Source organism: Candidatus Methylomirabilota bacterium (assembly GCA_035315345.1).
In the GTDB taxonomy this organism is placed as follows: Bacteria; Methylomirabilota; Methylomirabilia; order Rokubacteriales; family CSP1-6; genus CAMLFJ01.
The window spans coordinates 22,355-43,055 of the sequence record DATFYA010000085.1; the positions used below are offsets into that span (position 1 = coordinate 22,355).

17 protein-coding genes are annotated in these 20,701 nt (G+C 70.0%); 16 read left to right on the plus strand and 1 reads right to left on the minus strand.

Annotated elements, in window-relative coordinates; translation table 11 throughout:
* The first annotated feature begins 11 nt into the window (after positions 1-11).
* The 6 genes from VKN16_10665 to glp are packed head-to-tail and all read left to right on the plus strand — an operon-like array spanning position 12 to position 7,800.
* Positions 12-3,029: a molybdopterin dinucleotide binding domain-containing protein gene (locus VKN16_10665; GenBank protein HME94666.1), complete on the plus strand. Its 3,018-nt coding sequence runs from the start codon at positions 12-14 to the stop codon at positions 3,027-3,029.
* Entirely contained in the window at positions 3,026-4,378 is a 1,353-nt protein-coding gene (nrfD, locus tag VKN16_10670; protein ID HME94667.1) for an NrfD/PsrC family molybdoenzyme membrane anchor subunit, read from the plus strand. The genes VKN16_10665 and nrfD overlap by 4 nt, the downstream gene beginning before the upstream one ends.
* Positions 4,362-4,886: a DUF3341 domain-containing protein gene (locus VKN16_10675; GenBank protein HME94668.1), complete on the plus strand. Its 525-nt coding sequence runs from the start codon at positions 4,362-4,364 to the stop codon at positions 4,884-4,886. Before nrfD ends, VKN16_10675 begins: the two co-directional genes overlap by 17 nt.
* Positions 4,883-5,389: a cytochrome c gene (locus VKN16_10680; GenBank protein ID HME94669.1), complete on the plus strand. Its 507-nt coding sequence runs from the start codon at positions 4,883-4,885 to the stop codon at positions 5,387-5,389. The genes VKN16_10675 and VKN16_10680 overlap by 4 nt, the downstream gene beginning before the upstream one ends.
* Positions 5,386-6,531, plus strand: coding sequence for a hypothetical protein (locus VKN16_10685; GenBank protein ID HME94670.1), 1,146 nt, complete (start codon positions 5,386-5,388; stop codon positions 6,529-6,531). Before VKN16_10680 ends, VKN16_10685 begins: the two co-directional genes overlap by 4 nt.
* 42 nt (positions 6,532-6,573) lie before the next feature.
* A complete protein-coding gene (gene glp / locus VKN16_10690; GenBank protein HME94671.1) occupies positions 6,574-7,800 on the plus strand; it encodes a gephyrin-like molybdotransferase Glp in 1,227 nt (408 codons plus the stop codon).
* A gap of 589 nt (positions 7,801-8,389) precedes the next feature.
* On the opposite strand, the gene VKN16_10695 is transcribed toward glp, so the two are convergent.
* Positions 8,390-9,388, minus strand: coding sequence for a YeeE/YedE family protein (locus VKN16_10695; protein ID HME94672.1), 999 nt, complete (start codon positions 9,386-9,388; stop codon positions 8,390-8,392).
* Between the two features lie 89 nt (positions 9,389-9,477).
* Between VKN16_10695 and ybgF the strand changes: the two genes are divergently transcribed.
* From ybgF to VKN16_10745, 10 genes are all read left to right on the plus strand, one after another.
* Positions 9,478-10,272: a tol-pal system protein YbgF gene (ybgF, locus tag VKN16_10700; protein HME94673.1), complete on the plus strand. Its 795-nt coding sequence runs from the start codon at positions 9,478-9,480 to the stop codon at positions 10,270-10,272.
* A gap of 96 nt (positions 10,273-10,368) precedes the next feature.
* The gene (gene dprA, locus VKN16_10705; protein ID HME94674.1) at positions 10,369-11,283 is read left to right on the plus strand and encodes a DNA-processing protein DprA; all 915 of its coding nucleotides are present in this window, start codon (positions 10,369-10,371) and stop codon (positions 11,281-11,283) included.
* Positions 11,284-11,291: 8 nt separating this feature from the next.
* Entirely contained in the window at positions 11,292-13,544 is a 2,253-nt protein-coding gene (gene topA / locus VKN16_10710; GenBank protein ID HME94675.1) for a type I DNA topoisomerase, read from the plus strand.
* Between the two features lie 23 nt (positions 13,545-13,567).
* Positions 13,568-14,440 carry a tyrosine recombinase XerC gene (gene xerC / locus VKN16_10715; GenBank protein ID HME94676.1) on the plus strand — a complete coding sequence of 291 codons (873 nt, stop codon included), beginning with the start codon at positions 13,568-13,570 and terminating at the stop codon, positions 14,438-14,440.
* A gap of 22 nt (positions 14,441-14,462) precedes the next feature.
* Positions 14,463-15,026 (plus strand): ATP-dependent protease subunit HslV, encoded by a 564-nt coding sequence (gene hslV / locus VKN16_10720; protein ID HME94677.1) that lies wholly within the window; start codon positions 14,463-14,465, stop codon positions 15,024-15,026.
* 8 nt (positions 15,027-15,034) lie between these two features.
* On the plus strand, positions 15,035-16,387 hold the full coding sequence (gene hslU, locus VKN16_10725; protein ID HME94678.1) for an ATP-dependent protease ATPase subunit HslU: 1,353 nt from the start codon (positions 15,035-15,037) through the stop codon (positions 16,385-16,387).
* A gap of 15 nt (positions 16,388-16,402) precedes the next feature.
* Complete coding sequence (argB, locus tag VKN16_10730; protein ID HME94679.1) at positions 16,403-17,275, plus strand: acetylglutamate kinase; 873 nt, start codon at positions 16,403-16,405, stop codon at positions 17,273-17,275.
* 96 nt (positions 17,276-17,371) lie between these two features.
* On the plus strand, positions 17,372-18,574 hold the full coding sequence (locus VKN16_10735) for an aspartate aminotransferase family protein (protein HME94680.1): 1,203 nt from the start codon (positions 17,372-17,374) through the stop codon (positions 18,572-18,574).
* Positions 18,571-19,488 (plus strand): ornithine carbamoyltransferase, encoded by a 918-nt coding sequence (gene argF, locus VKN16_10740; protein ID HME94681.1) that lies wholly within the window; start codon positions 18,571-18,573, stop codon positions 19,486-19,488. Before VKN16_10735 ends, argF begins: the two co-directional genes overlap by 4 nt.
* Complete coding sequence (locus VKN16_10745; protein HME94682.1) at positions 19,485-20,693, plus strand: argininosuccinate synthase; 1,209 nt, start codon at positions 19,485-19,487, stop codon at positions 20,691-20,693. The genes argF and VKN16_10745 overlap by 4 nt, the downstream gene beginning before the upstream one ends.
* The last annotated feature ends 8 nt before the right edge of the window (positions 20,694-20,701 follow it).

Consider the following 20,701-nt stretch of genomic DNA (forward strand, 5'->3'; position numbering starts at 1 on the left):
GGATGAGTGTGATGGATCGCCGGTCGTTCTTCAAGATCGTCGCCACCACCGGCGCCGCGGCGGCGACGGGCGGCTGCGGACCATCGGCAGGAACGCTCCTCCCCTACGTCGTCCCTCCCGACAACATCGTCCCCGGCGTACCGGCATATTTCTCGACGGTGTGCCGCGAGTGCCCAGCCGGATGCGGCCTCATCGCCAAGAACCGCGACGGCCGCGTGATCAAGCTCGAGGGCAACCCGGATCATCCGGTGAACACCGGCGCGCTCTGCATCCGCGGTCACGCTGGACTGCAGGCGCTCTACCATCCCGATCGGTTCCGCGGCGCGCTGGCGAAGGGCCAGCCGGTCGCCTGGGACGACGCCGAGAAGCAGGTGGCCGACAAGATCGCCGCCCTCGCCGGCGGCAAGCAGGGCGGGCGCATCGCGATCGTGAGCGGGCTCGAGACGGGAAGCCTCGGCCGGCTGATGGACGAGTGGGTGCGGCTGGTGGGCGCGCGTCCGCGTATCTCGTACGAGCCGCTCGCCTACGAGGCGGTGCGGGCGGCGAACCGCATCACGTTCGGACGGGACGCGATACCGGAGTACGCGATCGGCGAGGCTGCGTACCTGGTGTCCTTCGGCGCCGACTTCCTGGAGACGTGGCTGTCGCCGGTCGCCTACACCGCCGACTTCTCGCGCATGCACGCGTTCTACCAGGGGCGCACCGGCACCTTCGTGCACGTCGAGCCCCGGGCGTCGATGACCGCTGCCAACGCGGACGAATGGGTGCGGAACGCGCCGGGCACCGAGGGGCTGCTCGCCCTCGCCATGCTCAAGGTCGTCGTGGACGAAGGGCTCGCGACGGGCGGCGGCGATCCGAACACGCTGCGCTCGGCGACCCGCTCGGCGGACGTGGACGCGGCCGCGTCGGCCTCCGGCGTGCCCGCCGACACGATCCGACGGGTCGCGCGGGACCTGGCGCGCTCGAAGGCGGGCCTCGTCGTCGGTGGCGGGATGGCCGGCGCCGGCTCCAGCAGCACGGACACGCTGGTCGCGATCAACCTGCTCAACGTGGCGATCGGGGCGGTGGGCCCCCGCGTCCGCTTCGGCTCGGCCTCGGCCTTCGGGCGCGCGAATCCCTATTCCGACATGGTGGCGCTGACCCAGGCGATGGCGGGCGGGCAGATCGACGTGCTGGTGCTGGTCGACGTCAACCCGGTGTATGCGATGCCTGCGAAGTCGGGCTTCGCCGACGCGCTCGGCAAGGTGCCGCTGGTCGTGGCCCTCGCGAGCCGATCGAGCGAGACGACGGCGCGCGCCGCGGTGGTGCTGCCGACCCTGCATCCGCTCGAGTCGTGGGGCGACTATTCGCCGCAGGAGGGCGTGCTCGGGCTCCTGCAGCCCGCGATGGGGCCGGTGCTGATCGAGGGCAAGCCGGTCCAGGCGAAGAACCCCGGCGACATCCTCTTGAGCGTGGGCCGTCAAGCCCTGCGGCTCGAGGAGGGCAAGGGCCCGCTGCCCTGGCCGACCTTCCGCGATTTCCTCACGGAAGAGTGGCAGAAGATGGCGCGGGCCCAGGGCAGCGCCGAGCCGTTCCCGGCCTATTGGGAGGCGGCGCTCCGGCGGGGTGGAGTGTGGCGGAACGTCCCGCCGAGCCCGATGAGCTTGCGGCCGGAGGCCGGTCGGGTTTCGGCCGCGCCCGCGCGGCTGGACGGCAACGGCTCCCACGTGCTCCTCGTGTATCCGTCGAGCCGCTTCTACGACGGCCGTGGCGCGGACCGGGCATGGCTGCAGGAAGCGCCGGACCCGATGACCCAGGTGAGCTGGGACGCCTGGGTCGAGGTGCCAACCGAGACGGCGACCCGGATGGGGATCCGGCGCGGCGACCTGCTCACCCTGACCTCGCCGAACGGCGCGATCGAGCTGCCCGCCTATCCGACCGATCTCGTGCACCCCGGGGCGGTGGCGGTGCCCATGGGACAGGGGCGCAAGCTGTCGGGTGCCTATGCGGCCGGGACGCCGTCGACGGCGGCCAGCAACCCGCAGCCCAGCACGTTCCTGAACGTGGGAGCGAATCCCGTCGATCTCCTCGGGTCGACGCCCGATCCCGCGTCGGGTGGTCCCATCTACCTCGGCGTGAAGGTGTCGCTGGCGCAGACCGGAGGGCGGCGCGCCCTCGCGGTGCCGCAGGCCACGTTCGATCAGGACGAGCGCGAGCTCGCGCAGTACGTGGGCCTCACCGCCGCCCGCGAGCTGGACCTGCGCGGACGGGCCCCGGCCGACGCCAGTCATCCGAGCATGTATCCGCCGATGAAGTACGCCGAGTACAAGTGGGGCATGACGGTGGACGTGGACCGCTGCACCGGCTGCTCGGCGTGCGTGGTCGCCTGTCAGAGCGAGAACAACGTCCCGGTGGTGGGACGCGAGCAGGCGGCCTACGGGCGCATCCAGCACTGGCTGCGGCTGGAGCGCTGGCAGGAGGGCACCGCCGCGCAGCCGCTCAACATGTTCATGCCGATGTTCTGCCAGCACTGCGAGGTGGCGCCGTGCGAGCCGGTGTGCCCGGTCTACGCGGCCTACCACACCCGGGAGGGCCTGAACGGGCAGGTCTACAACCGGTGCGTGGGCACGCGGTACTGCGGCAACGCGTGCCCGTACCACGTCCGGCGCTTCAACTGGTTCAACTACACGTGGCCGGCCCCGCTCGACCAGCAGCTGAATCCGGACGTGACGGTGCGCGAGGCCGGTGTGATGGAGAAGTGCACGATGTGCCTGCAGCGCATCGTGGCCGCCAAGGCGCAGGCGCGCGATGACGGGCGGGCGGTGCGCGACGGCGACATGCAGACCGCCTGTCAGCAGACGTGCCCGACCCGCGCGATCACCTTCGGCAACCTGAAGGACGCCAACGCGGAGAGCGCCAAGCTGGCGCGGTCGCCCCGCGGCTACCACGTGCTCGGGGAGATCGGGACCCAGCCCAGCGTGACCTATCTCAAGAAGGTCGTGCGCACCGAGCCCGCCGGCGGCCACAAGGCCCCCGGAGGCCACGCGTGAGCGCTCCTCCGGCCGGCGCCGCGCAGCCCACGTGGGCCGACGTCAACCACGATGTCGACCGGACGCTGCTGACCGCGGGTAACACCTACTTCGCGTGGATGACGCTCATCGCGCTCATCCTCGCCGCCGGCGTGGCCGCGTGGGCCTGGCAGATCTGGGTCGGCTTGGGCGCGGCCGGTATCCGGACGCCGCAGATGTGGGCGCTCTACATCACCAACTTCGTGTTCTGGATCGGTATCGGCCACGCGGGCACGCTGATCTCCGCCATCCTGTATCTCTTCCGGGCGAAGTGGCGCACCTCGATCTACCGGGGCGCGGAGGCCATGACCGTCTTCGCGGTCATGACCGCGGGGCTGTTTCCGCTGATCCACGTCGGGCGCATGTGGTTCGCCTACTGGCTCATGCCCTATCCGAACCAGCGCTACCTCTGGCCGAACTTCAAGTCGCCCCTCATCTGGGACGTGTTCGCGATCTCGACCTATCTGACCATCAGCGTGGTCTTCTTCATCGTGGGCCTCGTGCCGGACATCGCGGCGATCCGCGACCGGTCCACCGGGCTCAAGCGGAAGGTCTTCGCGGTCTGCGCGCTCGGCTGGGAGGGGAGCGACTGGCAGTGGCGGCACTACCGTCGCGCCTACGGACTGCTCGCCGCGCTGGCGACCCCCCTCGTGCTCTCCGTGCACAGCGTGGTGTCGTTCGACTTCGCGATGGCCCTGATCCCCGGCTGGCACTCGAGCCTGTTCGCCCCGTTCTTCGTGGACGGAGCCATCTTCTCGGGCTTCGCCATGGTGCTGATCCTCATCATCCCCATGCGCGCCGTGTTCGGCTGGCACGCCTACATCACCGACCGGCATCTGGACGCGATGGCCAAGCTGACCCTGGTCACCAGCCTGGTGCTGACCTACTTCTATCTCTGCGAGTCGGGCACCGCGTGGTACAGCGGCGAGGTGTACGAGCGGGCGTCGCTCTTCGCGCGGGCCTTCAAGGCCTACACGTTCACCTTCTGGCTGCAGTACATCTGCAACTCGCTGATCCCCCTCGTGCTCTTCTGGCGGAAGGCGCGGACCAACCTGGTGATCCTGTACGTGGTGTCGATCTTCGTCCTCATCGGCATGTGGCTCGAGCGATTCAACATCATCGTCCCCGGTCTGGGCTATGACTTCTATCCGTACACGTGGGGCGTGTACCTGCCGCGCGTCGTGGACACCACGATCACGGTGGCCTCCTTCGCGTGGTTCTTCCTGCTGTTCCTGGGCTTCATCCGCGTGATGCCGTCGCTGTCGATCGTGGAGGTCAAGGAAGTCTTGCCCCATCCGCTCAAGCACGGCGCCCATGGAGGCCATCACTGAGATGGCGACCGCCAACGTGCTCGGGGTGTTCGCGCACGTCGACACCACGCTCCAGGCCATCCGGGACCTGCGGGCCAAGGGCTTCGGGGACCTGACCGTCTACACCCCGGTTCCGGTGGAGGAGATCGAGGAGGAGGTGGAGAGTGTCCGCCCCGTGTCCTCGGTCCGGCTCTTCACGCTGGTCGGCGGCCTCACCGGCACCGCGACCGGCTTCTTCCTGACGATCTGGACCTCGCTGAAGTGGGAGCTGCTCACCGGCGGGAAGGCGGTCGTGTCCATCCCGCCCTTCATCATCATCGCCTTCGAGCTGACCATCCTCCTGGGCGGGCTGGCCAGCGCCCTCGCCATCCTGGTCCTGGGACGCCTGCCGAAGCTGCGGCCGTCGGCCACCTACGATCCGCGCTTCACCCTGGATCGCTTCGGGGTCGCGGTGGCGTGCCCGGCCGACAAGGTGGACTCGGTGAGCTCGGTGCTGTCCGGCGCGGGCGCGGAAGAGGTCCGGCGATGATGAAGTGGGTGTTCGTGCTGTCGCTGCTGGTGGTGGGGGCCTTCGGCGGCTGGCTCGCGCTGAACGTGGTGCACTGGTGGCAGACCGACATGTTCCACACGCAGCGGGTGATGCCCGGCGAGGCGGCCTACTCGATGCCGACCGGCAGCCTTCCGCGCAACGGCGGCCAGATGTACTACTCGCCGGCGGATCGTGATGCCGCCGCGGCCCGGCGCAATCCGATCGCGGCCACCACCCAGTCGGTGAGCCGCGGCGGAGAGCTCTTCGCGATCTACTGCACGCCGTGCCACGGGGCCAGCGGCAAGGGTGACGGCCCCGTGTCCACGAAGTTCGTCCCGCCGGCCGACCTCACGAACCCGGAGCTGCAGAAGGTCCGCACCGATGGGTACTGGGAGAGCTACCTGAGCGTCGGCGGCGCGGTCATGCCCTCGTACGGCGAGGCCCTGACGCCCGACGAGCGGTGGGCGATCGTGAACTACGTGCGAACGCTGGCCAAGAAATGAGCGCGAACACGACCGTGTCGGCCGCTCCGGTCCCGCGCGTGCCCCAGCCGCTGCTGGTCCTGCTGGCCGCCCTCGGGATCGTCGCCTTCCTCTACGGCATCACCCAGGGCCAGCCGCTCCGGACCTGGATGATCTACCTGATCAACCTGCTGTTCTGGTCGAGCCTGGCCATCACCGGGCCCGCCATCGCCGGCATGATCCAGGTGACGGAGGGGCGCTGGTCGCCCACCATCAAGCGGATCGCGCTGACGACCGCCGGCTTCCTGCCGGTGTCGTTCGTGCTCTTCCTCGTGCTGTTCGCGGGGCGGGCGGTCCTGTACCCGTGGGTGAGCCATCCGCTGCCCAACAAGGCGGCCTGGCTGAACGTGCCGTTCATGTCGCTGCGCATCGGCATCGGCGTGCTGCTGCTGTACTGGGTGGCCATGCGCTACACCAAGGCGGTGTTCGCGGCCGACCAGGCCGGCATCCCGGCCGAGGTGGGCAACGACCGGCTGATGCGGCTCAGCACCATCATGCTGATCCTGTACGTGGTGGTGCTGTCGCTCTGGGGCTTCGACCTCATCATGTCGCTCGATCCCATCTGGTACAGCGGCCTGCTCGGCGGCTACTACGTGGTGAGCTCGATGTACACCGGCTTCGGCCTCGTGACCTACCTCACGCTGCGCTACAACCAGGCGGGCGTGACCGCGGTCGCCCCGAAGGCCATCCAGGACGTCACCAAGCTCACGTTCGCGCTGAGCATCGTGTGGATGTACTTCTTCTTCTCGCAGTACCTGATCATCTGGTACGGCAACGTGCCGAACGAGACCCGCTTCTTCGTGCTGGGCTTCCTGCAGCAGCCGTGGGGGCGCCTGGCCTGGGCCATCTTCATCGTCGGCTGGCTGATCCCGTTCTCGTATCTGCTCAAGCGCCTCACCGGGCGGCCTCCCACGCGGCACAAGGTCCTCACCGTGATCCTCTGGATGGGCTGGATCGCGATCTTCTTCGAGCGGGTGCTCGTCGTCTCGGTGTCCCTCAAGCAGACCGCGATCCCGCACGGCATCATCGAGGTCCTGGTCACGCTCGGCTTCTTCGCGCTGTTCATGCTGAGCCGCACCTGGTTCCTCGCTCGCTACAAGCCGGTCCTGAACCTGTCCCGGTAGGTCGGGCCGCGGGCGGAGCGGCCGCGCGGTAGAATACGCGGCGTGATCTCCGTCGAAGAGGCCCTCGACCGCATTCTCTCCCGCGTGGCGCCGCTGGGCGACGAGCGCGTCGCGCTCCCCCAGAGCCTCCACCGCGTGCTCGCCGAGGACATCGACAGTCCGCGCGACATGCCGCCCTGGCCGGCCTCCTCGATGGACGGCTACGCGCTTCGCAGCGACGACACCGGCGCGGCCGCCGCCAGGTCTCCCGCCCGCCTGGCGGTGGCCGGGCGCGTGCCGGCGGGCGCCATGGCCGAGCGCCCGCTCCGGGCCGGCGAGGCCTTCCGGATCTTCACGGGGGCGCCGCTACCCGAGGGCGCGGACTCGGTGATCCCCCAGGAGGACGTCACCGAGGAGGGCGGCGCGCTGCTGGTGCCCCGCCCCGTGAGCGCCGGCGACTTCGTGCGCCCGCGCGGTGAGGACATGACGCGGGGCGATCGGGTCCTCGAGCGGGGGCGCGTGCTCAGCGCCGCCGACATCGGCCTGCTCGCCACCGTCGGGCGGGCGCGGGTGAGCGTGATCCGTCGGCCGCGCGTCGGGATCCTGTCCACCGGCGACGAGCTGGTGGATCTGGGCGGGCGCATCGGTCCCGGTCAGATCCCGAACTCCAACAGCTACTCGCTCGTGGCCCAGGTGCTCGAGGCCTTTGCCGAGCCGGTGAGCCTCGGCATCGCGGGGGATCGCCTGGAGGATATCGAGGGTCGGCTGCGCTGGGGGCTCGGGTGCGATCTGGTGATGTCCTCCGCCGGCGTCTCGGTCGGCGAGCACGACTTCGTGAAGGACGCGCTGGCCCGTCTCGGCGCCGAGCAGCATCTCTGGCTGGTGGACATGCGTCCCGGAAAGCCGATCGCGTTCTCCACGATCCCGCAGGACGGCAAGGCCGCGCTGGCCCTCTTCGCGCTGCCGGGCAACCCGGTCTCCGCCATGGTGACCTTCGAGCTGTTCGTGCGCCCCGCCCTCCTCCGCATGGCCGGGCACTCGCGCCTGCAGCGGCCGACCATCACCGCGCACGCGCTCGCCGCGATCAAGAACGGCGACAGCCGCCGCGGCTATCTGCGCGTGACCCTCACGCCCGACGGCGACGGCTATGGCGCGCGCCTCACCGGCACGCAGAGCTCGGGCGTCCTCCGCTCGATGGTCGCCGCCGACGGCCTCGCCGTCGTCCCCGGCCGCACGACGATAGAGCCGGGCCAGCCCGTGAAGGTGATCGTCCTCCGGCAAGGCCTGTAGCACCTCAGCGCGCGGAGCGGGAGGGGCCGGCGGCGGGGCGGGGTGGTGGCTCGCGGACCACGAGGCGCGATCTCGTCTCGACGGGGTAGCAGTTCCCATTCTGGGAGGCGAGGCTCCTGGCGATCGTTGGCAGGAACGGGTCCGTCGAGCCACCACCCCGCCCCGCCGCCGGCCCCTCCCGTTCGCCCTTGGGCGGCGTCAGGATTTGCGGAGGAACATCCACCAGAGTGTGAGGCAGGCGCCGGCGCACATCGATTCGAAGGTCAGGAGCCTGCCGGCGGTGGGGCGGGGAGTGGCTCGCGGACCACGAGGCGCGATCTCGCCTCGACGGGGGTAGCAGTTCCCATTCTTGGAGGCGAGGTGATCGTCCTCCGGCAGGGTCTGTAACACTCCAGCGGGAAGGGCGGGAGGCGGGGCCGCGGGGCGGGGTGGTGGCTCGACGGACCCGTTCCTGCCAGCGATCGCCAGGAACCTCGCCTTCCAGATTGGGAACTGCTACCCGCGAGGAGACGAGATCGCGCCTCGTGGTCCGCGAGCCACCACCCCGCCCCGCGGCCCCGCCTCCCGCCCGTTCTCGCCGGCCGTGCGCTCAGGGCTTGCGGAGGAACATCCACCAGAGGGTGAGGCAGGCGCCCGCGCACATGGAGGCGAAGGTCAGGAGGCTGCCGACGGCGAGCGTCGCGGAGTTGGTGAGGCCCTGGTTGATGTTGCAGCCCTCGGCGACGAGCGCGGCCGCCCCCATGAGGAGTCCGCCGCCGAAGATCTTCGCGAGACTCGAGGCGGGGGGCCACTTCCAGGCGAACGTGCCGGTGGTCCAGGCCGCGATGAACGCGCCGACGGGCACGCCGAGGGCCATCAGCATGCTCCAGGTCACGCGGTTCGGGTAGCCGACCATCGGGTAGGTGAGGAGGTGGCCGGTGTTGGCTGCGAACGTGATGCCCACCGGGTGATCGCCGAGCGCAGATGCCCACCAGCCGACCACGATCATCACGCCCACCGCGGCGCCGGTGGCCGGCCACCGCCACGTGCCGTGCTCGGGCTCGCGGCGCCCGCGACGGAGCCAGATCGCGCCCAGCACGAGCAGCCCGGCGATCACGATCCACGGGGAGACGCCGGTGACGCCGGGCAGCGTGACCGCGCCGCCGTCTCCCAACGAGATGACCGGTCTCTGCAGCATCGTGCGGATCGGCGCGAGGACGCCGATACCCGCGGTGGTGGCGCCGATCGCGAAGCCCACGAGGACGACCAGTGCGCCGGCCGCGCCCTCGCCGATCCGGTACCAGGCGCTGCCCGGGCAATCGCCCGCCAGGATCATTCCGACCCCGAACAGCGCGCCGCCCACGATGTTGGAGACCCACCGCAGGGGCCGTAGCGGGATCTCGACCAGCCCGAGCGCCTCGATGATCTGAACGCCGACCATCGCCACCAGCGCGGCGAGGACATAGGCGCGCAGGATGTTGCCGTCGCGCATGAGGACGGCGTTGGAGAGGGCGCGAGTCAGGCAGAACCCGCCGCGCTGGGTGACATAGCCGAAGACGAGGCCGACGGACAGCGCCGAGACGAACAGCATCCAGGACAGGTCGTCCATCGCGCCGCTCATGCTAACGGAACCGCAAACGGCAGTCAAAGTCTCGTGAAAATTGACTTTTCGAGAAGCGAGGTGGTACGGTCTGGGCCATGTCGTCCCGCCCCACCGTTCTGGCCTGGCTCGGTATCCTCGCGGTGGCGACAGCCGGCTGCGGCTCCGCGGAGAAGGCGCGCCGGGAGGCCGAGATGGCCGCGCTCGTCAAGCAGGTGGAGGAGCTGCGCAAGGGCCAGGAGCAGACGAGCAAGGACGTGGCCCGCCTGGCCGGTGAGCTCAAGGCCCTGGACGCGCAGGCCGCGTTCCTGGTGGGCGAGACGAAGACCTCCGCGCAGGAGCGCGAGCAGATGAAGGGCGCCGTCCAGCAGCAGGACGAGGCGGTGCGCTCGCTGCGCTCGGCGCTGGAGGAGACCAACCAGAAGGTGGCCGCGCTCAGCGTGCCGCCGCCGGCCGCGCCCCCTCCGAAGCCGACGGCGCCGTCGGGCGGCCGCGACGTCACCCCCGAGAAGCTGTACGCCCAGGCGATGACGAGCTTTCGCGCGGAGGAACACGGGCAGGCGGTGCTCGAGTTCACCGAGCTCATCGACAGGTTTCCCAAGCACGCGCTCGCGGCGAGCTCGCAGTACTGGATCGGCGAGGCCTACTATCGGCAGCGCGACTTCAACCAGGCGCTGACCGAGTTCCAGAAGGTGCCCGATCTCTATCCCCAGAGCGCGCCCGCGGCCGAGTCGCTGCTGAAGGTCGGCCTGTGCTACCGCGCGCTCCACGACGTGCCGCGCGCCCGCGAGACGTGGCAGCAAGTGCTCAAGTCGTATCCGAAAAGTGACGCGGCGGCGCAGGCCCGCACGCTCATCTCCTCGCTCGGAGCTTCCGGTCGCCCGGCGCGGTGACCGGCTCCGGCCGTTTTGACCCATTCCGGTCGTCCGGTATACTGAACCGCACGTTGCAAATTTTCATCCAAAGACGTGAGGACGACGATACACGTGATGCGTGAGGCTCTCCACGACGACACGCTGCGCACGCTCGGGCGCGAGGACGCGGAGTATCCCGCGCTCCTGCGTCCGGTGCCGACCGCGCCCGCGTCGCTGCACGTGCGCGGTCGTCTCGTCGACGGCGACGCGCTCGCGGTCGCGCTGGTGGGCTCGCGCCGCGCCACGCCGTACGGGCTCGCGGTGGCCGAGACCATGGCGGCGGACCTCGCCGCGCGCGGCGTGACCGTCGTGAGCGGGCTCGCGCGCGGCGTGGACAGCGCCGCGCACCGCGGCGCGCTGCGGGTGGGCGGGCGCACCATCGCGGTGCTGGGCTCGGGCGTCGACTCCGTGTATCCGCCGGAGAATCGGCGGCTCGCCGACGAGATCGCGCGGCAGGGCGCGCTGCTGTCGCAGTTTCCGTCGGGCACCCCGCCGCTGCCGCAGAACTTCCCCACGCGCAACGCGGTGATCGCGGGGCTGTCCCTGGCGGTGGTGGTGATCGAAGCGGCCGAGCGCAGCGGCTCGCTCATCACCGCGCGGCTGGCCGCCGAGCTGGGTCGGGAGGTCCTCGCGGTGCCGGGGCGGGTGACTGCGCCGGAGAGCCGCGGGGCCAACCGGCTGATCCAGGACGGTGCCGCGCTCGCGCTCGGCTGGGAGGACGTGGTCGCGGCCCTTCCCGACCGCTGGAAGACCTGCGTTGACACGGCGGCGAGCATGACATCCGCGGCGACCGGGCCGAGCGAGACGGACGACGAGTCGAACCGGGTCATCCTGTCGCTGCTGGGGGAAGATCCGGTCGACATCGACCGCGTGATCGAGCGGAGCGGGCTCGGCGCGGCGCGGGTCTCGGCGACGCTGCTCGACCTCGAGCTGAGCGGTCGCGTGCGTCAGATCGAGGGCAAGCGGTTCGTCCGCGCGGTCCTCGGATAGGAGAAACGGTGGCCAAGCGAGGATTGGTGGTGGTGGAGTCGCCCACCAAGGTCAAGACGATCCAGAAGTATCTGGACGGCAAGTACGTCGTCAAGGCCTCGATGGGACACGTCCGCGATCTGCCCAAATCCAAGCTCGGGGTGGACGAGAAGAAGGGCTTCAAGCCCGAGTACAAGGTGCTTCCCGCCAAGAAGAAGGTCCTCGACGATCTGAAGAAGGCGGCCGAGAAGGCCGACTCGCTCTACATCGCGACCGACCCCGACCGGGAAGGCGAGGCCATCGGCTGGCACCTCGCCCACGAGCTCGGCATCAGCAAGTCCAAGACGCACCGGATCATGTTCAACGAGATCACGGAGCGCGCGGTGAAGGCCGCCTTCCTGCATCCGGGGAAGATCGACTCCAACAAGGTCAACGCCCAGCAGGCGAGGCGCGTGCTCGACCGGCTGGTCGGCTACAAGCTGTCGCCCCTGCTGTGGGAGAAGATCCGCCGCGGCCTCTCGGCCGGACGCGTGCAGTCGGTGGCGGTGCGCCTGATCACCGAGCGCGAGCGCGAGATCGCCGCGTTCGTGCCGGTGGAGTACTGGTCGCTTCACGCCCGGCTCAAGGGCAAGAACCCGCCCGACTTCACCGCCACCCTCAAGGAAGTGGAGGGCCAGAAGGCCGACCTGCCCAACGAGGCCGCCACCATGGCGGTGATGACCGGGCTGCACGGGGCGGCCTGGACCGTGAAGTCGGTGACCCGCGGCGAGCGGCGGCGGAATCCGGCGCCGCCCTTCATCACCTCGACGCTCCAGCAGGACGCGAGCCGCAAGCTCCACTTCAGCGCCAAGAAGACGATGATGCTGGCCCAGCAGCTCTACGAGGGCGTCGAGCTCGGCGAGGAGGGCGCGGTCGGCCTCATCACCTACATGCGCACCGACGCGGTGCGGGTGGCCGCCGAGGCCCAGGAGGAAGCGCGCCAGTGGGTGACCGGCCGGCTGGGTCGCGAGTACCTGCCCGACGCGCCGCCGGCCTACCGAGCCAAGAAGAGCGCGCAGGAGGCCCACGAGGCCATCCGTCCGAGCGCGGTGGAGCGCGAGCCCAAGGTAATGGCCCGCTTCCTCAATCGAGACCAGCTGGCGCTCTACCGCCTGATCTGGGAGCGCTTCCTGGCCAGCCAGATGCTGCCCGCGGTCTACGACACGGTGGCCGCCGACATCCAGGCCGGCGCCTGCCTCTTCCGGGCGCAGGGCTCGACGCTGAAGTTCGCCGGGTTCACCGCGGTCTACGTCGAATCGCGCGAGGCCACCGACGAGACGCCCGAGGAGGAAGCGGAGGCGGTGGTGCCTCCGCTCACGGTGGGAGAGATCCTGAAGCTGCTCGCTCTCGACCCCAAGCAGCACTTCACCCAGCCCCCGCCGCGCTACACCGAAGCCTCGCTGGTGAAGGTGCTGGAGGAGCGCGGCATCGGCCGCCCGTCCACCTACGCGCAGATCCTCGGCACGATCCAGGACCGCGGCTACGTGCGCCGCGAGCGCGGCACGCTCTTCCCGACCGATCTGGGGGTGCAGGTCACCGATATGCTGGTGCCGCACTTCCCCGAGGTCATGGACGTCGAGTTCACCGCGCAGCTCGAGGAGTCGCTCGACAAGATCGAGGAGGGCGACGCCGACTGGGTGGAGACGGTCGAGGCCTTCTACAAGCAGTTCTCGCGCGACCTGAAGGCGGCGGGCAAGAAGATGGAGAACGTCAAGGTCGGGGTGGACGCGGGGCAGGAGTGCCCGGACTGCGGCAAGCCGCTGCTCGAGAAATGGGGGCGCTTCGGCAAGTTCCTCGCGTGCTCGGCGTATCCCGATTGCAAGTTCACCAAGGACCTGGGTGGCGGGCGCGAGCGGCCCGCCGACGAGCCCACCGACGAGATCTGCCCGACCTGCAGCCGACCGATGGTGATCAAGCACGGTCGCTTCGGGAAGTTCATCGCCTGCTCGGGCTATCCCGAATGCAAGACCACCAAGCCGATCACCCTCGGGATCACGTGCCCGCAGCCCAGCTGCGGCGGTCAGCTGGTGGAGAAGCGGACCCGCAAGGGCAAGACCTTCTATGCCTGCACCAACTACCCCACCTGCACATTCGCGGTCTGGACGCGGCCGGTCCCGGAGCCGTGCCCCAAGTGTGCGGCGCCGTTCCTGACCGAGCGCATCGCGCGCGGCGGCAAGATCACCCGGCAGTGCATCCGGGAGGAGTGCGGCTACAAGCAGGAAGTGGCTCCCACGGTCGCGTGAGGAGTCGTCCGGATCCGTCGGCCATGGACGCGGCGGTCGGCTCGTTTCTCGAGTACCTGGGCGCCGAGCGCGGCGCCTCGCCTCACACCCTCCGCAGCTACGCGGCCGACCTGACCGAGTTCACCTCGTTCCTCGCCGCCGAGAGGATCGACGGGCTCGCCGGGGCCGATACCCGCGCGATCCGCGCCTTCCTCGCGCAGCTGCACCGGCGGCGTCTCGCCAAGGCCACCATCGCGCGCAAGCTGGCCGCGGTGCGCAGCTGCTTCCGTTTCTTCGCCCGGCGCGGTGTCCTCGAGGTCAATCCGGCGCGGCAGGTGCGGAGTCCCCGGCTCGGACGGCGGTTGCCGTCGGTCCTGCCCAAGGACGAGGCCGCCCAGCTGCTGGACGCCGCGCCCGAGCCCACCGCGGCCGGGGCGCGGGACCGCGCCCTGCTCGAGCTGCTCTACGCGAGCGGACTGCGCGTGGCCGAGGGCTGCGGCCTCGACCTCGACGACGTCGACGGGGCACGCCGCACCGTGCGGGTGCTGGGCAAGGGCGACAAGGAGCGCGTGGTGCCGGTGGGCGAGACCGCGCTGGAGGCCCTGGACGCCTACCTCGCCATGCGCGGGCGGCAGCGTGGGCCGCTCTTCCTCAACGCGCGGGGCGGACGGCTCACCCCGCGCAGCGCGCATCGCATCGTGAAGCGGCTGGCCCGGCGGGCCGGCATCACCCAGCGGGTGACGCCGCACACGCTCCGTCACAGCTTCGCCACCCACATGCTGGGCGAGGGCGCCGATCTGCGGCTGATCCAGGAGCTGCTCGGCCACCGCCGCCTCTCCACGACGCAGCGCTATACCCACGTGAGCCCGGAGCACCTCATGCGGGTGTACGATGCGGCGCATCCCCGAGCGACCTGACGAGGAGCGTTTGAGCGCCACGATGTCCGAAGACCCCGGGCGGATCCATCCGGCCGGCGCGATCCACGCGACCACCGTGGTCTGCGTGCGCCACCGCGGTCGAATCGCGGTGGCCGGCGACGGCCAGGTGACCTTCGGCCAGACCATCATGAAGGCGGGCGCCCGCAAGGTCCGCAAGATGCATCACGACCGTGTGCTCGCCGGCTTCGCGGGCGCGGCCGCCGACGCCTTCACTCTCTTCGCCCGGTTCGAGGCCAAGCTGGAAGAGCACCGCGGCAACCTGGCCCGGGCCGCGGTGGAGCTGGCGAAGGAATGGCGGATGGACCGCGTCCTGCGCCGGCTGGAGGCGCTGCTCGCGGTGGCCGACACCGAGTCGACCTTCATCGTGTCCGGCACCGGCGACGTGATCGAGCCCGACGACGGGCTCGTGGGCATCGGCTCGGGCGGACCCTTCGCCCTCGCGGCGGCGCGGGCCCTCTGCGCCCACTCCACGCTGGAGGCGCCCGAGATCGCCGAGCAGTCCCTCCGCATCGCGGCGGGCATCTGCGTCTACACCAACGACCAGATCACGGTGCTGACCCTCTGATGAGCGACATGACCGGACTCACCCCCGCCCAGATCACCGCGGAGCTGGACCGCTACATCGTGGGCCAGGGGCGGGCCAAGCGCGCGGTGGCGATCGCGCTGCGCAACCGGTGGCGGCGCCAGAACCTGCCCGCCGAGCTGCGCGACGAGGTGGCGCCGAAGAACATCATCATGATCGGCCCCACCGGGGTCGGGAAGACCGAGATCGCCCGGCGGCTCGCGAAGCTCGCGCAGGCGCCCTTCCTCAAGGTCGAGGCCTCGAAGTACACGGAGGTGGGCTACGTCGGCCGCGACGTGGAGTCCATGATCCGCGACCTCACCGAGCTCGCGGTGACCATGGTGAAGGCCGAGATGGCCGCGGCGGTGCGCGAGCGCGCGGAGGGGCTGGCCGAGGAGCGGCTGCTCGACCTGCTGCTGCCCCGGCGGCCCGGCGAATCGTTCGTCAGCGGCACGCTCGAGGAGGTTTCCCCCGACGCCTCCCGCGACGCCACCCGGGACAAGCTGCGCGGCCAGCTCCGCGCGGGCAAGCTCGACGAGCGGCCGATCGAGATGGACGTGCAGGCCAGCGCGGGGCCCATGTTCGAGGTGTTCCCGGGCCAGGGCATGGAGGAGATCGGGATCAACCTGAAGGACATGCTCTCCAACCTGATGCCCGGCCGCACGCGCCGGCGGCGGGTGAAGATCGGCGAGGCGCGCCGCCTCCTGGCCCAGGAGGAAGCCCAGAAGCTGGTGGACGTCGACGAGGCGGTCGGCCAGGCGATCCGCCGGGTGGAGAACTCGGGCATCGTGTTCCTCGACGAGCTGGACAAGGTCGCGGGACGGGAAGGCGGCCGGGGCCCGGACGTGTCACGGGAAGGTGTGCAGCGCGATCTCCTGCCCATCGTGGAGGGCTCGACGGTCACCACCAAATACGGCATGGTCCGGACCGATCACATCCTGTTCATCGCGGCCGGCGCCTTTCACGTGGCCAAGCCGGCCGACCTGATTCCCGAGCTGCAGGGCCGGTTCCCGATCCGGGTGGAGCTGGAGCCCTTGACGCGTCAGGATTTTATCCGCATTCTGAACGAGCCTCAGAACGCCCTGATCCGGCAGTACGTGGAGCTCTTGAAGACGGAGGGCGTGACCCTCCGCTTCACGGAGGACGCGGTGGAGGCCATCGCGGACATCGCGTCCACGGTGAACCAGCGGGCCGAGAACATCGGCGCCCGGCGGCTGTACACGGTGATGGAGCGGCTGCTCGAGGACGTGTCCTTCGACGCCCCCACGCTGGTCGGGCAGGAGCTGACCATCGACGCCGAGTACGTGCAGGCGCACCTGGCCGACGTGGTGAAGGACGAGGATCTCTCCCGCTACATCCTGTAGAGGACGAGCGCGGCCATGGCGAACCCGGAGCTGATTGAGCGGGCCGAGGTCCTGATCGAGGCGCTTCCCTACATCCGCGCCTTCCAGGGCAAGACCCTCGTGATCAAGTACGGGGGCGCGGCCATGGAACAGGCCGACCTCAAGGAGCAGTTCGCCAAGGACGTCCTGCTGCTGCGGCTGGTCGGCATCCGCCCGGTGATCGTGCACGGGGGCGGGCCGCAGATCGGCGCGCTCATGAAGCGGCTCGGCAAGGAGCCGCGCTTCGTGGGCGGCATGCGCGTCACCGACGAGGAGACGGTCCAGATCGTGGAGATGGTGCTGGTCGGCAAGATCAACAAGGAGATCGTCGGCCTGATCAACCTCCACGGGGGCCGCGCGGTGGGGCTCTCCGGCAAGGACGCGAGCCTCCTGCGGGCCCACAAGCGCCTGCACCGCATGCCCGACGGTACCTCGGCCGACATCGGCCTGGTCGGCGAGGTGGAGTCGGTGAATCCCGAGCCCATCCGTCTCCTCGAGGAGAACGGATTCATCCCGGTGATCGCGCCGATCGGAGTCGGCGCGGAGGGCGAGACCTACAACATCAACGCGGACCTGGTGGCGGGCGACGTGGCCGCGGCCCTGTTCGCGGAGAAGCTGATCCACCTCACCGACGTGACCGGCATCAACGGGGAGGACGGCCGGCTGGTCTCCACGCTGACCAAGCGCGAGGCGGAGCGGCTGATCAAGGCGGGCGTCATCGACGGCGGCATGCTGCCCAAGGTGGAATCGTCGCTGCGGGCGCTGACCGGGGGAGCCCAGAAGGCCCACATCATCGACGGCCGCGTCCCCCACGCGATCCTCCTCGAGGTGCTCACCAAGGAAGGAATCGGGACGGAGATAGTTTTGTGAGCCGCAGCCGAAGGCGAGGCGAACGCATTTGAAAGAGCAGTTTCCGGTCGCATCGCCGCAGCGAGGCGAACGCATTTGAAAGAGGGGCGAGAGCACATGACCGATACGAAGACCCTGATCGAGTGGGCGGACAAGCACCTGATGACCACCGCCAAGCGCAACCCGGTGGTGCTGGTACGCGGCGAAGGCGCGCGAGTCTGGGACAGCGACGGCAAGGAGTATCTCGATTTCACCGGCGGCATCGCGGTGACCGCGCTCGGCCATTCCCATCCCAAGGTGGTGGGGACCATGCGCGAGCAGGCGGCCACGCTGCTCCACGTGTCGAACCTGTTCTACATCCCGCAGCAGACCCAGCTCGCCAAGCTGCTCTGCGACCACTCCTTCGCGGATCGGGTGTTCTTCTCCAACTCGGGCGCGGAGGCCAACGAATCCGCGATCAAGCTCGCGCGCAAGTGGGCCAAGGAGCACGGGGCCAGCGACCGCGGCGACATCATCACGATGCGGGGCGGCTTTCACGGGCGGACCCTCGCCACCGTCACCGCCACCGCCCAGGAGAAGTACCACCACGGCTTCGAGCCGCTGCCCGGCGGGTTCAAGTACGTGCCCTTCAACGATCTCCGCGCGGTCGAGCGCGCCATCGACAGCCACACCGCCGCGGTGATGGTCGAGCCCATCCAGGGTGAGGGCGGCGTGAACATCCCGGACGACGGTTACCTGCCGGGCCTCCGCAAGCTCTGCGACGCGGCGGGCATCCTGCTGGTGCTCGACGAGATCCAGACCGGGATGGGCCGCACCGGGCGCCTGTGGGCCTACGAGCACTCGGGGGTGGAGCCGGACATCATGACGCTGGCCAAGGCCCTGGCCAACGGCGTCCCCATCGGGGCTACCCTCGCCACCGAGAGCGTGGCCTCTGCGTTCACCCCCGGCACCCATGGCTCGACTTTCGGCGGCAATCCGTTCGCCACCGCGGTCGGGCTGACCGTCTTCGCCACTCTCATGGAGGAGCGCCTGCCCGAGCGCGCGGCCAGCATGGGCCGTCTCCTGCGGGAGCAGCTGGAGGCGGTGCGGGCGCGGCACCCGAAGGCGGCGACGGCGGTGCGGGGACGGGGGCTGCTGGTGGGCATGGACCTGGTGCCGCCGGTCGGGGACGTCATCACCGCCTGCCGTCAGCGGGGCCTCCTGCTGCTGAGCGCGGGCGACAACACGCTGCGGCTCGCGCCCCCGCTGGTGGTGGACGAGGCCTCGATCAAGCGCGGGATGGAGATCATCGACCAGGCCCTCGCCGGCTTCGCACGGTGAAGCACTTCCTGTCGATCCGGGATCTGGCGCGCGAGGACCTGCCGCGCCTCTTCGCGCAGATCGCCCTGCTCAAGGCCAAGACGAAGGCGCGCGACCGAGCGACCCCGCTTGCCGGCCGTACCCTCGCCCTGATCTTCGAGAAGCCGTCGCTGCGCACGCGGGTCACCTTCGAGGTGGCAATGACCCAGCTCGGCGGCGCCGCGGTGTACCTGTCGGCGCAGGAGATCGGGATGGGCACGCGCGAGTCGGTGCCCGACGTGGCCCGCAACCTCTCGCGCTGGGTCGACGCGGTGGCCGCCCGCGTCTTCGCCCACCGTACGCTCGAGCAGCTCGCCGAGCACGCCTCGATCCCGGTGATCAGCGGGCTCTCCGACCTCGAGCATCCCTGTCAGGCCCTGGCCGACTTCTTCACGCTGTGGGAGCGCGGGATGGACCTGGCCAAGCTCCGCCTGGCCTGGGTGGGCGACGGCAACAACGTCTGCAACTCGCTCCTGCTGCTGGGCTCGATGCTCGGCACCACCGCGGTGGTGGCAACCCCGCCCGGCTACGAGCCGGACGCCCGGGTGCTGGAGACGTGCCGCGAGCTGGGCGGGCGCGTTCGGCTCACCACCGAGGCGCCCGAGGCCATCGAGGACGCCGACGTGATCTACACCGATACCTGGATCAGCATGGGGCAGGAGGGAGACCGCGAGCAGCGGCTCGAGGCCTTCCAGCGCTATCAGGTCAACGATCGCCTCCTCGGCTTCGCCCCCGGTGATGCTCTCGTCATGCATTGCCTGCCCGCCCACCGCGGGGAGGAGATCACCGACGCGGTCCTGGACGGCCCGCGCAGCCTGATCCTCGAGCAGGCCGAGAACCGCCTGCACGCGCAGAAGGCGATCATCCTGAGCCTGCTGGGTGGGGACCAATCGTGACCCGGATCGCCAAGAAGGTGGTGCTCGCGTATTCGGGAGGACTCGACACCTCGGTCATCCTCCGCTGGCTCATCGAGACGTACCGCTGCGAGGTCGTCGCCTACTGCGCCGACCTCGGCCAGGGCGAGGAGCTGATCCCGGTCAAGGAGAAGGCCCTCCGCACCGGCGCCTCGTCGGTGCACATCGTCGACCTGCGGGAGGAATTCGTCCGCGACTTCGTCTTCCCGATGCTGCGGGCCAACGCGATCTACGAGGGCGCCTACCTCATGGGCACCTCGATCGCACGGCCGCTGATCGCCAAGGCTCAAGTGGACGTCGCCGGCAAGGAAGGCGCGGACGCGGTGAGCCACGGGGCCACCGGCAAGGGCAACGACCAGGTCCGCTTCGAGCTGACCTACGCGGCCCTCGCACCGGAATTGACCGTGATCGCGCCCTGGCGCGAGTGGGATCTCAACTCGCGCACCGCGCTCATGGAGTTCGCCCGGCGTCACGACATCCCGGTGCCGGTGACCGCAGAGCGGCCGTACTCCACCGACCGGAACCTGTTCCACATCTCGTTCGAGGGTGGCATCCTCGAGGACCCGTGGAACGAGCCACCGCCCAAGATGTTCCTGCTCACCAACTCCCCGGAGTCCGCGCCCGACGTCCCGGTCTACGTCGAGATCGACTACGAGGCGGGCAACCCGGTGGCGGTGGACGGGCGACGGCTGTCGCCCGCCGCGCTGCTGGAGACGGTCAACCGCCTGGGCGGCGAGCACGGCATCGGCCGCGTCGACCTGGTGGAGAACCGCTTCGTGGGCATGAAGTCGCGCGGCGTGTACGAGACGCCGGGCGGCACGATCCTGCACACCGCGCATCGCGCGCTGGAATCCATCACCCTCGACCGCGAGGTGCTGCACCTGCGCGACTCCCTCGTCCCGCGCTACGCGGAGATGATCTACTACGGCTTCTGGTTCAGCCCGGAGCGCGAGGCGGTGCAGGGGCTGGTGGACCAGGTGCAACGCGATGTGACCGGCACGGCCCGGCTCAAGCTCTACAAGGGCACGGTCACGGTGGTGGGACGGAAGTCGCCGCGCTCGCTCTACCGCACCGACTTCGTCACCTTCGAGGCCGACCAGGTATACCGGCAACGCGACGCCGAGGGGTTCATCAACCTCAACGCGCTCCGGCTGAAGATCCGGGCCCTCCGCGACCGGGCGCGGTAGACGGCCGC